This window comes from Micromonospora sp. NBRC 107095, assembly GCF_030269705.1.
GTDB classification, from domain to species: Bacteria; Actinomycetota; Actinomycetes; order Mycobacteriales; family Micromonosporaceae; genus Micromonospora; species Micromonospora parva.
The window spans coordinates 577,316-592,507 of record NZ_BSTU01000004.1 but is presented as its reverse complement, the minus strand read 5'-3'; the positions used below and the strand labels follow the sequence as shown (position 1 = coordinate 592,507).

The window sequence follows — 15,192 nt, the reverse complement described above, 5'->3', positions numbered from 1 at the left end:
GTGAAACCGGAGAAGACTATGGATCCTGTCCTCGAATTCGCCGTGAAGCAGTTCGGCACGTTCCTGGCCACTCGGGGCAGAGCGAGGGCCGTTCGCGAGAGCCTCGAAGCCGAGATAGCGGCAAACGGGGCCGAGACCGCTGTCGTCATCTGTCTCGCTGGTGTCGATGCCATGACGATCAGCTTCGCCGACGAGTTCCTCGGCAGGTTGTACAGCTCGCTAGCGGCTGGAGACCTGATTGCCGCAGGCGTCCGGCTGTCAGGCCTCAACGAGGAGACCCGCGAAGCGGTCTCGATATGCCTCGAACGTCGAGATCTTGTAGCAGTCGCCAACGACGGTGGTGGAGCCACGCTGGTTGGCAGGACCGAGGTTCTCCAGGAAACGTTCGCGGCCGTACTGAGGCTCGGGGAGTTGCGTGCTCTCGACCTTGCAGACGCCCTATCGATCACTCCGCAAAATGCAAACAACCGTTTGAAGCGATTGGTCGAGGCCGGAGCCGTTCTGCGACGCCAAGCGGCGGTCTCCAACCGAGGGGGCAGGGAGTTTATCTACACCGTCCCATGAATCATCGCGACGGGTCCGCGATGCGCCGAAGGCGGATTGTGGTGGCGGCCGAGCAGGACGGCCGAGCTACGGGGCGGGCAGATCGGGGGCCCGGCGCAGCTCGCTGTCCTGCTCATCCTCCTCTGTCACGTCAGCCAAGGAGTTGTCTATGAGCACTCCAGGCCGTCCCGACTTGCGGGGTTCCCAATAGCGCTGGTCGTCGGGTTCACTGGGTGGTGCGGCTGATATGGCCAGCCCTCAGCCGCGTTGATCAATCTGGGCCAGAAGGGCACAATCGCAGGGTGATCGCGAGTGCGTTCTTCGATGTGGACGAGACGATCGTCGACGAGTCTCGGGAGTACGGGACCTGGGCGGACTGGCTGGGTGTACCCCGGCACACCTTTCGGCCGTCTTCGGGGGTGATCCCTCGCGGCTTGGATTACCGGGAGACGCCAGGTTTTCCGTCCAAGCTTCGTTGTGGCGGAGGCGGGCTGCCCGGCCGATCAGGTGCTATACGTCGGGGACCGGCTGGACAACGACATCCGGCCCGCGCAGGACGCCCGGGATCGCGATCGCGTTGGTCCGGCGCGGCCCGTGGGGGCACATCCACGATGACAAGATTGTCAGCGAGCGTTGCCTGATCCGGCTCGACTCGCTGGCTGAGCTGCCCGAGCTGGTGCGCAAGCACAACGAGTCGGCTGCTTAGCGGCTGGGCAGGGCGGCTCGGCTCGCGGTGACGGCGGCGATCCGTTCATCCAGCTGCCCGCCCTGCCGCCTTCGCCGAGTGCCGGCCGGACGGCTCGGACACGGTCCAGACCGGTGCCATACGAGTCCGACGACGGTTGGGACCTAATGTTTGGCTCCGACTTCGGCGCCCAGCGGCGCACGCTGCATACTCATCCCGGCCGCGGCCCTATCTCACGTCCGGCGAGGCAGAAACTGACTCGGACGTCCCGACCAGGTGATGGCGAGGGCCTCGCGGGCCCGCGTAGCCGAGACGAAGAGTAGGGATCGTTCACGCTGGATGTCGCGCTGGTGCTCTAAATGGTCGACCTCTGTGGGTGTGACCGCAGCGTCGAGGGGCAGGTGGCGGGCGTCAGCGCCAACGATGGCCACGGCGCGGAACTCGAGCCCTTTGGCCCTATGCATGGTCATGGTCTGGACACCTGCGTCGGGGTTCACCGTCTGCCACGATCTGAGTGGTGCTGCCGCGACACCAGCCGCTCGGAGTGCGTCAACGGCTGTGGAGGCGGCTGCGTTGGTGCGGGCAATAACGGCGATGTCGTCCAGTGGGATTCCGCCGTTACTCCAGCGGCGGATCCGCTCGGCTAGTGCGGCCATTTCCGCAGCCTGTGTCGGGTAGCCGGTGATTTCTGGCTCACCGCCTCGGAGGATGGAGCGATAGCCGCGTAGGGTGTCGCTGCCGCCGTCGAGGTCGTCGTAGCCCTCGGGGTCGATGAGGCAAATGGCGGAAGCGAGGATCTGCCGGGTCGTGCGGTAGTTGAGGGTGAGCCGGTGGGATCGGCCGCGCGTTTCGATACCCAGGGAGCTGAGGGCGACGCGGTTGTTGTAGATGCGCTGGAAGGTGTCGCCGACGATGAACAGGTCGTCGGGACCGCTGGGGGCGAGAGCACGTAGCAGGGTCCAGTGGGCGGTGTGCAAATCCTGCGCTTCATCGATGACGATGTGGCGGTACGGGCGCGCGGTGTCATCCCATGCGATGGCGATGTCGGCGGCGCGCACGGCGGCTTGTTTGAAGCCGAGGGCCTTGTCGCGGTCAAGGCGCCGTTCGAACTCTTGCATGAGCGACCAGACAGCCGCCCTGTCTGCCCGGTTTAGGCGCCGGCCGCGGCCTGCACGGCGCGCGGCGAAGTACTCGTCGCGAGTGCGGATGTTCTGGGCGAGGATGACCTGTTCCCATTCGCTAATGAGGAAGGGTCGGTCGAAGCTGTCGTCGGCGGCAAGTTCGGTGAGGATGTCGTTCCAGCGGCTGGCTAGAGCCGCATCGCCGAGGATTTCGACGTTGGCCCACTGCCCCTCGGTGTCCTGGCGCAACACATCCCGTACAACCTTGTCGATGTTGAGGATGTCCACCTTGGCGGTGAGGTGCGGTCCGCCGAGGTCGTCGAGGAGTCGCGCGAGCAGGTCCGCGAGGGCGTTCGTGTAGGTGGTGAGCAGGATCTGCGGCCGACCGCCAGCGGGAAGCGCGTCAGCGAGGGCTTTGACTCGGTGAAGCGCGACGACGGTCTTGCCGGTCCCTGGTCCGCCGGAGACCCGTACGGGTCCTTTATATGGCTTGGCCTTGGGTCGGTAGGCCAGGCGCCGTTGTTGAGGATGCAGGAAAACCCGCCATTCGGACATGGGCTTGAGGAGCATGCGCTCCAGCTCCTCCGAGTCGTCAGTGACGACCGCGAACGCTTCCCGAGTGGAGGGCCGGTCCACCGCAGCCGCCGCATCCTCAGGATCGATTTCCTCATTAGCGGTGGCCGGAGCAACGATGTCTCGCCACACCTGTTCGGCGGTCTCCCCGTCGGCCAGCGCCAGGATGACCTGGCTGGCCAGCTTGGGGGCGTAGTCAACGATTCCGAGTACGGCGTCTATGGTGCGGATCTCGCGCAGAACCGGCACTAGCGTGGGCGGTACGCCGAGCCTGTCGAAGTCGGCGTCGGAGACACGGTCGAACAGCCCGGCCGAGGCAGCCTGCCGGCCGATGTCACCGCTGCGGATGAGGATCTCCTCGACCGCGCCGTGGTCGTAGAACTCCACACCACCGGTGACCTTATTGACGTTCCAGACCGTCTGGGCGGCGTAGGTGTAGGCATCATCGTGAGGCTTGATGCTTGCCAGGTAGAACGTTTCGGAGTCGGGGCGCCACAGCACGGCGCGGAAGTTGTCGTTGACCCGTGCCGTCCACACGCGCTTGTCGCGGGGGCCGTGGGGTTGCTTAAGATCGAGGCCGCGGGCATCAGGGTCGCGGCGCAGCTTGAGCATGAAGTCGACCACGCGCCGCTGAATGGTAGCGTCCAGCGCCTGGTACGCCTTGTCGAAGGTGTCGGCGAACAGGACGTTGACCTTAGCCACGAGTGGCCTCCAGCTCTCTGATCAGCTCCGCGAGTTCGAAGTGAGCGACGCCGTCGGCGCGGTGGACCTGCCATCCAGCGTTGGCGTAGGCGTCGTTGCGGTCGGAGTCGTCATCGATGACAACGCAGACCCGCTTGCCTGGCCAGGCAAGCTCCACCGGCCATGCGTCGTCGCCGAGCTCGTAGCCGATCTGCGGCAGTGGCATGCCAGCCTCGGCCAGCGCGGTGAGTAGCCGCTTGACGACTGGCGAGGCCAGATCGATGGCGTCGAGCCAGGGTTGCGGCAGCGCCGGGGGCTCGGCCGCAGCCGGGGCCGGCGCGAACAGGGGGATCCGGTGTATGTCGATGAGCGCGAGTCGCGAGTGCGCGGTCTGTTCGAAGTAGCGGCCGGGGCCGGACAGGAACTGCAGCAGGTTCGACGCGATCAGCCACTGTGCCCATCGGGCGCGATGATCGGTCCCGCCGGCGACCGCTTCAGGCTGGTCATCCAGATAGGCGAACACAGACCAGGCCATCGGATCCATCCGGTCAGCTGCTCCGCGACGGTTGTCGCGAAATGCCACGATGCGACATCCCGCCGTGGTGGCGGCGACCAGCCCGGCCGCCTCGGCTCGGTTCGCCGGTGCGCCTGGGATGGCAGACTCACCGAGGATCAGCGCTGGCAAGATCGGGCCCACGGCCTGCCGGTCGACCGGTCCGACACGGCCGGTGCTTGCTAGGCCGGCCAACATCGACACCGCGCGTCGCGACCACACCTGCGGATTTGGCCGTTCCAGGAACGCCAGCAGGGCTTCCACCGGGTTGGCAAGTGCGATGTCGAAGGAGCCTGCGGCGGGGTCGAATTTTAGCGTCGTGCTGAAGTAGTGGTCCCGCGCCTTGGCGAGTGCCTGGTCATTCACCAGGGGTACCTGCGGCGCATTGGCGTTGATGTTGTGCTCGATAGACGCGGCCCAGGCCCGGACGTCGTCCCAGGTCAGCTGCCATACCCAGGTGCCGTCATCGCGCAGCGCGCCCCGCTTGGCCGCGTCGTCGGCGATTTCGTTGTTGTCCGGGCTGGCGTGGAAGGCGTAGCCGTCGAGGAAGATGGCCACCTTGGTGCCGTCGTCGGATTCGAGGAGATAGTCCGGCTCGCTGCGCACGGCAGCACCCTGGACGACGTGGTCGCGCATGCGCCACCGCACGGCCGGCCCGTCGGCGGGCTTGAGCTTCAGCTCGAACTCCACGCCCCGCGAGCCGGCCCGGGAAACCAGCGAGAACCGGTCGCGGGCCGCTGGGTCGTCCTGGGCTTTGCCTGCCTTGGCCCTCAGCGTCTCGACGAACAGCCGTTCTAGCTCGCTATCGGCCAGCGCGTCGATCCTGATGTCCGCAAGCGTGTCCACCGTCTTGGGCTGCCAACCCTCCAGGATCTCGGTCAGCAGCTCCGTAGCGGTGTCCTTGGAGACCAGTTCGTGTGCTGAGGAAGGGACAAAGGGCAACAGGCAGCGGTGGCAGGGTTGACGGTCCTCGCGACCGCACTCGCATGCCTGGATGTGGTCGAGGGCCAGCCGCAGCACACGCTCCATCGTGTCGTGGTCGGCCAGGTGCTCCAGGTAGCCAGTACCGCCGGGCATGGTGTCGTGCAGAACAAGGAACCGTCGTGGGGTGTCCCGGTCGTCACCGGGCATGGTGGCCATGACCGCCGCCAGGTGGTCGGGCTCACCGCCGAAATGTTTGGTGATGCCGAGCATCAGCGCAGCCTGAAAAGACACCGACCTTCTCGGCACGAGCGTGGTTGAGAACGGCAACAGCAGCCGCAGCGCTTGAGTTCGCAACTCGTGCCCGGTGACCAAGTGGACGGTGCGTTCCTTCAGGACGCCGGCGTCCCGCTGCAGGCACCAGCGTGCGTGCCGCGTGCCGATCCGGCGGGCTTCCCGGTCGTACGCCGCTGGATGGACGCCCTGCACTGCTCCGCAGTGCTCGCAGACCGCGAACCCCGGGGCGGAGACCTTGTCGCCGGCGACATCGAACTGCGCGCCGGGCACACCGTCCGGGCCGAAGTTGATGTCCCGGATGGTCGCTTCCCGGGCAAACTCGACCCCGAAGAACCGGTCGGCGTTACGCCACGCGCGCAACCCCTGCGGCTGTCGGGGGTCGATGTCCACCAGGGTAACCACCTCGTATCGGCGGCGTTCGCGCTCCTCGTGGTCGTCGGTGACCCGGGCGTCCTCGCGGCGTTCGCGGGCGCGGGCGCGTTCCGGGACCAGCACCCGCCGGGCGGAGGCGGCCGCGTCGGCGACGCCCTTGTCACGGCAGCGCGGGCATTCGATCAGCACCACGTCGGTGCCTTCGGTGAGCACGTACCCACATGCGCGGCAGAAGCGCCACAGCGTGTGTGCCGGGCGCTGTGGGGCGCCAACGTCCAGGCCGTCAATGACGAACTTCGACCCGTTGGCGTGAAAGGTGTTACCCGGGGCGAAATCGGTCAGGGCCAGCCCTGCGCCACGTCCGTACTCGAACAGCTGCTCCTGGTAATCCCCGTCTGCGTCTTTCCACCACAGAGACGCATCCAGCCAGGTCGGGTCGTCATGCAGCGTGTAGTTGGGCAGTAGGCCGAGCCGCACCAGCGCGTTGATCGAGTTCTCTTGCACCAGGACATCCAGCCGGCGGCGGACGGCCCGCAGCTCAGCGAACAACGCTCGGCGGTCTTCGCGGCGCGTCGGATCGGTCGTGTCCATGGGGATTGCGTCAAAGGCGGCGTTGATGGCGGCGAGCCGTTGCTGCAGCTCCTCGCGGCGACGTCGCCACGCCGCGACCGCCTTGCCCACCTCAACCTCGATGTCGCCCTTCGCAAACGCCACCACCGACTTGCGCGCCGGTTCGCCGATGCTGGGAAACAGTGCCAGGAAGTCCGTCGCTAGCCGCTCCCGTCGTGCCGCGGCCACCTCCAGCAGCCGCCGCAGCCAGCCCCCGGCATCCTCTAGGCCGGCTTGGAACAGCTCGCCGATCCAACGCGGCATCGGCCGGGTCGGCGCGGCGGTGCGTTCCCACAGCGACCCGTCTGCCGCCCGGTCGAACAGCCAGGCGAGATAGTGCCGGCGCAAGATCTCGACCGCGTCGAGGTAGCAGGCTGGCGGCACGATGCGGCCGGCCAGCATGGCAGTGGGCCGGTGCAGGTAGTAGTGGTTACGGGCTGCCCGCCGCGGCACGAACGTCAGCGCCATCGCATTGCCGGTGGCTCGCCCGGCCCGGCCGATGCGCTGCGCGTACTGAGCTGGACCCGGTGGCACCGAAGTCAGCAGTACCGCCGACAGGTCACCGATGTCAATGCCCAACTCCAGAGTCGGGGTGCAGGTCAAGACGTTGGGGTCGAACGGGTGCCGGCGCTGCTTGAAGGCGCGTTCGACGCGCTGCCGGCGGGCCTTGGACAGTGCCCCGGTGTGTTCGGCGGTGACCACGTCGCCGGGACGGTCCTGCGCGTACAGCCGGCGGTAGAAGTCGTCGGCGGCTCGTGGCCGCAGATCGGGGACAAACTGTCCGGGGCAGCGGAAGCGCAGGCACGCCATCCCCTCCCATGCCGCCACCGTGCCGGGCGGCACCGTTTGCCGCCAGGTGCACTCGGAACAGCGAACCCCATGGTCGGCGACGTCGGTCTTCGCTTCGCCGTGCACGAGGGAGTACACCAGGAGTCGGCTCGGCGCCAACGCGTACACGTGCCCACCGTTGTTGGTGGGATAGGAGCGGACCAATCCTTCGGAGGCGAAGACCCGAAACGCGGCTCTGTTCAGGTGGGCCGCCGCCTCCAGCGAGCCCGCCACGGTGCGGTAGGCCCAGTCGGTCAGCCAGGTTGCGGTCCGCCCCCTCGCCAGGCTGTCGAACTCGCTGTCGCCGTGTCCGCCGTCGCTGACGAATATGGGCGCGGCCAGCCCCTGAGGGAACGCCGGCATTCCGGAGGGCCGGCCTCCCCAGATCGGCCAGCGCCGGGTCCCGGCCTGTCGTATGTAGGTGTCGAGCCACGGATGATAAATCGCCCCGCGAAGTCGCATGCGCTCCAACAGGCCCCGCGCGTAGCGCAGGTAGCTCTGTAGATTCGTGGGCAGCGTCCCCTGGCCTGGCACGCGCCTGTGGGCGTCGGCCAGCAGAGCTGTCAGCCGCTCGGGGTCCGGCATGTGGATCTCGACGGCTGCGGTACGGGTCAGCTCCAGCGTCCGGCCCATTCGCGAGCGCAGTCCGAACTCCAACTGGGTGGCGAACACCAGCCGGTCTTGGAGCATCTCGATTGCGGCGTCCACCGGCTCGCCGTCCAGCAGCCGTAACACCTCCGAATGCTCGCGCAGGTCCGGTGGCACCAACGAGGCGAGCCGCTCCTGGTCGGAGGTTGTCACGCTGCCGGTCACCGCCGACTCCGCAGAATCCAACGCCAGGTCGTGCACGGCCACCGGGGCGTCGGCACGTAGGTTGGCTGACAAGAGCCCGCGGAACGTAAATCCAAAAGATCGGTGTGCGATGAAGCCGGCCCGGTGGGTGGCGTCCTGGACCGCGTCGGTGAACGCTAGCAGCTTGCGTTCCACGCCGCGGAGGTGCCGCTCGGAGAAGAGTTGGGTGGTCACCACCGAGGCGAGGGTGGCGGTGCCCGCGCCAAGGAATCGCATCCCGTCGTCAAGGCCGCACGCCGGGCAGGTGTCGTCGTTGCCAGAGGGCACAGCACCGTTCACGGTAATAACGGGAACGGTGCGGTCTGTCGGACTAGGGAGAAGCAACCGCCCCTCGGCATCTAAATGCAGAACCTGCGGATCATGGTCACGTGCACGCAGCATCCACCGGATCCGACTGTCGCGCCGCCCCGCTGCCCGGTAGATCTCCAACGGCCGGGTCTTTAGCTCTTGCCAGTCCAACGCCGCGTCCTTCGACAGCGCCGCCCATCCCGACTGGCCGCAGTGCCGGCAGTACACCGCGGGTAGGTGGCAGCGCAGAGCAGCGGGTGGCGCGGCCGAAGAGTCGGTATCCGGGTCCTCGGCAGCGGCGTCGTGTCCACGCGGCTTATACACCGCCAGATTGAGCCGGTTGGCTTGGCTGTCACCCGTCGGTCCGTCGTCGTCGAACCAGCGGAAGTGCGGCTCATACGTGGCCGCTCGGATCACCCGACGGATCTCCCGTACCCACAGCTGCGCCTCAACCCGAAGAAACGGACGTAGCCGGCCGTAGTCGTCACGGATCCTCGCCGTCGACACCAGAGCCAGCAGCCGCATCAGCGCCGGGGCGAACGACGGCTTGGGCATATCTGCCCGGGACGGCGCCCACGCGGGCCCGCCCCCGTGTACCGCGAACGGCTTGGCGATTTGTGGCACGGTCAGCGGCACCTGCCCCATCGACTCCAGCAGAGCCTTAACGAGGATGTGTTGGCGCAGCCGCTCGCCCAAGGCCACCGAATCCCGCGCGTCGATGCCCACAGTGGCACGGGCTACCTCATCGAGGGCGTCCGGATCGCCGAGAGGGTCACCAATGGAGGCAAGCACCTCCGGCGTAGGGAACGGCAGTTCAAACTGAATGTCTGGACAAAACTCGCCCGAGGTGAGCCGGTCCTCAACCACGAGCGCATCTTGGTCGATCGGGCAGCCGAACACGTCTGCGGCGAACTTGAGCAGCCGGTCCAGGTCGGCCTCGGCCGAGTGCTCCGCCAACCCCGCATCGGCGGCCACATCGCTTGCCAACGTCGCTGACGTAGCAACAGGTGTGATCGGCCCTAGTGGCCTCTCCTTCTCGTTCAGCTTGGTCGCCGCCCCGAGCCGGCGCAAAAGCATCGCCACATCGGTGCCTTGCGCGCCGTCGTAGGTGTGGAACTCATCCAGTACGACATACCGCAGCGCTCCGCCCTGCCACAGCGGCATGTCTGGCGGACGCTGGAGCAACAGATCCAGCATCTTGTAGTTGGTCAGCAGGATATCCGGCGGATTGTCCCGGATCTCGTCGCGGTCCCGCATGATCCGCGTCACCGAATTGTCGTCGGTTAGCGCCGACGAACCGAGGTCCCGAGCGTACGAACCGGGATTCTCGTCGTCCCCTTCGCGCCGGTGGTCACCGCCGATGTAGATGCCGGCCGTCACCTCGGCAAGGGAAGACTCCTCCCGGAGCAGTTCATCTATGCGGCGGGCCTGGTCGTCGGCCAGCGCGTTCATCGGATACAGCAACAGCGCCTTCACCCCGTGCTGCCCGGCCGCCCGCGCCCGCCGGCAGTGGTCCAGGATTGGCACCAGGAATGCCTCGGTTTTGCCGGAACCGGTACCCGTCGTGACGATCGTCGGCCTCGGATGCTGCCCCTTCGAAGACAGTCGTGCCCACGCCCGCTCTTGGTGGAGGAACGGTTCGAATCCCTCCGGCCACCAGTCGAGCAGGGATCGGTACCGCCCGGTCGCTGGCCTGAAGCCCGGCCGGACCCTCAGGTAGGGGCCACGGAACACGCCGGTGTGCTCGTCAGTGAGGAACGCCTCCAGCACGTCGTGCACATCGTCGTCGGCGAGGGCAAACGCTGTGGTCAGATACTGGACTAGGCTGCCCTTGAGGTCCTCGACGGCGAGCGAAGGAATCATGGCGTACCCTTCGTCGCCAACGTCTCAGTCGGTAGCTCCGGATACTCGCCGGCCACGAGCCGCCGCTGGAATTCCTCGTACGCCTGCGTCATTTCCCTCTCCCGATCTGGCTTGACCCACCCGTCGGGGATCATCGGCTCGGACGCGCTCGGGTTGGTTCGTGCCTTCTTCCACGCCTTGACGATCTCCGTCTCTTCGGCGGTCTGCCGGACACCGCGGTTGTGTGTCTCCGCACCGATTTTGTGGCCGTCCGGGGCGAAGAACATTTCCCACTCGTACTTGCGCAACACAGCGAACTGGGAGCGGTACATCGCGCACAGCTGCTCGGCCGTCAGTCCAAGCATGATCGCAACGAGTGCATCGATCTCTACCAACGCCAACCGCCGGTCGTAGTCGGTCCGCAGCGGAGTTGCCATCGACCATCCCGGCCCGACGGCGCCGAGGGGGGTGCGCTCCAGCGTGAGGTCCGCCCACCGGTCCGCCAGCCACGCGTCGTCGAACAGCTCCGCCCACAGCGGTGAGTAATCACGGGTCAAGCAGTTGAGCCGGAGAGTGCGCAGCAGCAAAGGCTTCGCCAGCGGATGATCCACCGGTGCCGGAAACTGTGCCGCTAGGTCGACTCGAATGTCACCCTTACCAGAAACCTTACAGATGAAGTCGAGTGCAAGTGAAGCCCACACCCCGGCAAGGATGGCAGTCCTGCGATTAGTGTCCATCGCAAGGGTATGGACGGCGTCAACATGCGTCGGGCCAGGAAATAGAAGTGCGGCGTGGTGGGTGCGCTCTGTTCCGGAAACCGTGCGACGGCGCCAAGCGAGCCGCCAATAGTCGGTGGCCGGCCGATCTTTCCATAGCCGCTGCGCCGCGTGGAACCGCTCCTCTGTAGACGCACGAACGTAATTCGTTCGCGGAATCACTGCATCAGGTAGATCGACCAAGCTCCAGTCGGAATAGTCCTTGTTGCTGCGACAGTTCTCGTTGGGATTCTTGGCGTACGGTGTTGCTGTCGTGAAGTGCGGACCTTGCAGAATGGCATCGGCCCAACTTTCGGGAACACCGGACCATGGCCGCATCACCCCATTTCTCTTAGTCAGCTTTTCGTTAAGCCCTTGAGAAAAGAAGTGGTGAAATGTCGATAGGCGGACCGGGTAAGTTCCGATCGTCCGAATAGCTCGGTCGTCATCGACCGTTACGGGGCGAAGTCCCCGAGCTCGCTCGGGCGGGGTTCCGTCAGCATCCCCGAAGGCCGCCCATCCCGCGAGGGTTTCTTTCGTTACCTTAACTACACGAGCTGCATGAGGTCGCTGATCCCACCCGCCGGACGGATACTGGACACCGGGCACTTCGCCGGAGCCGTCGTGATCCAATGATGGCTCAATGACTGACGGATGGACCAGCCTTGCCATTTGAATAAACGAGATATCTCCAGCTTCACCGTAGACGTTTACGCTGAAGTTTCGATTGTTGTCGACATCCTCGAAGAGTAGGATGTTGTTCCCAAACTGGAACCGTCGCTTCAGCCGCGCATATGTTTCCGCTCGAAGTGGCCCACCTGAAGGATCGACGAGATGCTGTTCCTGATGAATCAAGGCCGCCGTTCCCGCCTTGGTGGAACTTCTCCAGCACCTTTCCATGAAATTGATGTAAAGGTTAGTTCTAATTCCAGAAAGTAGCGGATGATCGACGGATGACCCGAGGTGTGCGCTCAAGCCTGCCCATGAACTGAGATCGGAAAGGTACGAGCGGCAGACAAAGGGGGCGTTGAGCAAAGTGCCTCGGCGGCTGCTTAGTTCCGTTTCTGGAATATCATCTTGGAGCATAAGCCACGGTTCCTGCTCTGCAAGAACTGGCTCGTCCTGCCAGTCTAGGCGGACCCAGGGCGGGTTGCCGACTTGGAGGTCAAAGCCGCCCTTGGCGAAGATCTGGGCGAACTCGAGCTCCCAGTGGAAAAAGCCTTCGCGGTCGGCAATGTCGGCGAGCACCGACCACCACTCGAATCGGCGGTCGATGGCAACCCGGTCGATCGGCATGCATTGGGCGATGGAGCGGTCGAGGGCATCCTCGGTCGCAAGCTCGGCGAAGCCGCGGTCCGCCCCGAACATGCCCAGCAGGTCATCGAGGCCAGCGCGGGAAGCGCCTTTCTTGTTCTCCATCTTGGCCTTGGTGGGATGGGTTCCGAGGACGGCCTCGCAGAAGTCGAGCCACTCGTCCAAGGCAGGTGGCGTGATGTCGGTTCCCTGGCCGACCGGCCAGAACCACACCGCACACCAAGCGTCCATCACGATCTTCAGCCGGTTGTACGGGGACTCGCGGTCCTCGTGCAGAGCCTTGACGATCTCGTCACGGCTGACCACGCCAGATGCCGGTTGAAGCAGCGGCTGGTCCTGGTCGACGCCCCAAACGCCGATGTGTCGGCGAATCTCCTGCTCGGAGATGGCGATCCGCTTGCGGGTGAGCTCCCACAGCCGCTCCACCCGCTGGGCGAGGGCGAGCAACCGGTCACGTGTCTTCTTGTCGGAGGGGAGCGCACGAATCTGCTGGCGCCACTTCATGAGTGCGGCTCGCTCGTCCGGGGCAAGTTCCCTGGCCTGCGGTGCGTCTACGACGGCACCCCAGCCCTGCGCGGGCAGGAGAAAGTGGTGGATCTCGTCGTCGGCGATTGGGTTGACGAGCTGACCACCGACATCGCACGTCATCGGCCGGTCGTTCGGTGGTGTGGTGCGCCAGGCGCCACGCTTTAGCAGGTCGGCGGAATAGACGGCGCGACGGGCGCCAATCAGGGAGTTGCCGGGACGCAGATGAAGACCGAACCAGGGTGCCTGCAGTCCTTCATGCATGACATTGAGCCAGACGGACACCTCCGCCAGCTCGACTGCCGTAGGGTTGAGGTCTACGCCGTAGCAGTTGTGCAAGGCCAGGTACGCTTTGACCCTCTGCCGCTCAAGCTCCATTTGGTCGGGTAGCAACTTCTGGCCGCGTTCGCGCTGTGCGCGGTCGAGATATGCGTCGGCGAGCTGGTTGATGGCCTCGTTGAGGAATGCGCCTGAGCCCAGCGCCGGCTCACAGACGGTCAGCCCAAGGATGTCGCGGGCGGTCATGTCGTCGGTCAACAGCTCAGCGAGAGCGTGCCGAACTGTGCACTGGGTGAGGACCTCCGGGGTGTAATAGGACGCTGAGCGCTGTCGCTCACGGCCTGACAGTCGATAGACGAACGAATTCTTGTCGTGCTTGACCGGCTCCAGTTCCCCGGTGACCGGATCCGGCCGGAGCACAAAGTACTTCTCGTCGTAGTCGCGCGCTCGGTTGACCGGCACGATCCAGGTGCCCTTGGACGGATCGGCGTACTCCTTCGCATCTGCATCGAGCGTGGTGCCGCTGGCCTTGACCGTCTTGGCGACCTCGTACACGTCCTCGGGGGCGAAGAACCCGGTGTAGGACATGAGGCCCTCGTATACGGCGCCGAGCTGGTTGATGCCGAGTTGGGCGTAGGAGATGAACCCCCGCTGCCCACCTCGGCCTCGACGCCCGCCGCGGCTTCGACCGGCGCGGCGGCCGGGCTCCGGAGTCAGAGTGAGCAGGTTCAGCACGCGCCACAAGCACCTGTTCCGCAGCCGCGTGTCGACAGTGCGGGGACCGACCCGGACCCGCTCGCCGATCAGGTCCGTGCGTGCTGGATCGAACAGGTCCGACTTGAGCGCCTCAAATCGGATGCCGGCGCGGTCCACGGCGACAGGGACGCCATCGTCGTCAACCATCTCCTCCTCGTCGGGCGTGCGGGCCCGGTGACCCCGGTCGACCAGCCGGAACAGCAGGTCCAGACACTCGTGGAAGTAGTGCCCGCCTTCGGCCTCCTCCGGCAGTTCGTAACTGACGGTCTCGGCCAGCCGTCCGAGGCCGTACCCGGACTGGTACGCCTCATCGCGGCTGGGCAGGATGCCCAACTCGGGCCGGGCCTCGGCGTAAAGCAGGAACAGGATGCGATAGAGGTAGCGCAGAGACTGTTCGGTGAGCCGGCGGGCGAGGTTGTCTCCCAGGTCGTCGGGGTCTGCCGTTTGCTCGTTGATTCGGTCGAGGATTTCCTGGGCGATTAACTCGACGGACTGGCGCAACGCTTCCCGTAGCTCCTTGGAGACGCTAACGGCGTGCTTGCGGCCGGTGTCGACCAGGTCGGCCAGGGCGCTCTGGCCGTCGTGGGGCAGAAGCGACTCGGCGCCAAACAGCGCGGCGATGGTTTCCAGCTCACCGCCTTGTGTGTCGTCCTTGGTGTGCAGGGCCTGGGTGAGGTCGACCGCCAGATACTGCCGTGGCCACGCGGCACGGTCGGCCAGCAGCACCACGTTGCCGGCGAGCAGCAGGACATACCGGGGCGGGTCGTCGGACGCGAACAGAAACTCGATTGCCTTGCCCGCGTGCGCGATCTTTTCGTCCCGGTCAAGAACGATCGGGGCGAGAAGAAGGCTGCCGCCGTCGGTGTCGACGACACCTTCGCATGTGTCAGCCCAGGTCGCGTCCAGCGCCACCAGATCCAGCCCGCCGGCCATGCCAGCGGTGGGAACAGCCAGGGCGACGGGCACCTTCCGGTGCTGGTCGAGGTGCACCACCTCCAGCGTCGTCCGGCGCAGCCAGGCGGGCCCGGTTTGGTCGTCACCCGGGCCGTGGTATGCGAGCGCGGACAAAACCATGTCGTTGAGCGCACGGACCTGGTCGACGATGCGTGGGTCGGTCAGTGCGGCAATGCGGGCGGCGGTCTGACCGTCAGGGGCGCCGGCAGCGCGGACGGCGAGATCCTCTACCGGGTTGGTGGTCAGGAGCCGTTCGGTGATGCGGGTGCGCTCAGTGAAGAACCGCTGGCCCAGCCCTTTGACCCCGGCTGCGGAGCTGGGTCGTGGCTCTTCGGCGCTTTTCCATCGCCTGCGCAGGTCCTCAAGGTCGCCCTTGAGAAGCGAGGTGAGGTAGTGCTCGGAGATGTACTCGCCGTAGTTGGTGATCGACGTCCAGGCCATGCC

Annotated in this window: 4 protein-coding genes and 1 pseudogene; 2 read left to right on the top strand and 3 right to left on the bottom strand. The window is 65.9% G+C overall.

Features of this window, described 5'->3' with window-relative positions; translation table 11 throughout:
- Both QSK15_RS22480 and QSK15_RS22475 read left to right on the top strand, forming a co-directional pair.
- The gene (locus QSK15_RS22480; protein WP_285796137.1) at positions 1-564 is read left to right on the top strand and encodes a helix-turn-helix domain-containing protein; all 564 of its coding nucleotides are present in this window, start codon (positions 1-3) and stop codon (positions 562-564) included.
- A 281-nt stretch (positions 565-845) separates the two neighbouring features.
- Positions 846-1,249, top strand: a pseudogene (locus tag QSK15_RS22475) (HAD hydrolase-like protein).
- A 212-nt stretch (positions 1,250-1,461) separates the two neighbouring features.
- Here the strand turns inward: QSK15_RS22475 and QSK15_RS22470 are convergent.
- Genes QSK15_RS22470 through QSK15_RS22460 form a run of 3 tightly spaced genes read right to left on the bottom strand, consistent with a single transcriptional unit; the run spans position 1,462 to position 15,189 of the window.
- Positions 1,462-3,624 (bottom strand): UvrD-helicase domain-containing protein, encoded by a 2,163-nt coding sequence (locus QSK15_RS22470; protein ID WP_285796136.1) that lies wholly within the window; start codon positions 3,622-3,624, stop codon positions 1,462-1,464.
- Positions 3,617-10,186: a DEAD/DEAH box helicase gene (locus QSK15_RS22465; RefSeq protein WP_285796135.1), complete on the bottom strand. Its 6,570-nt coding sequence runs from the start codon at positions 10,184-10,186 to the stop codon at positions 3,617-3,619. The genes QSK15_RS22470 and QSK15_RS22465 overlap by 8 nt, the downstream gene beginning before the upstream one ends.
- The gene (locus QSK15_RS22460; protein WP_285796134.1) at positions 10,183-15,189 is read right to left on the bottom strand and encodes an Eco57I restriction-modification methylase domain-containing protein; all 5,007 of its coding nucleotides are present in this window, start codon (positions 15,187-15,189) and stop codon (positions 10,183-10,185) included. The genes QSK15_RS22465 and QSK15_RS22460 overlap by 4 nt, the downstream gene beginning before the upstream one ends.
- Between the last annotated feature and the right edge of the window lie 3 nt (positions 15,190-15,192).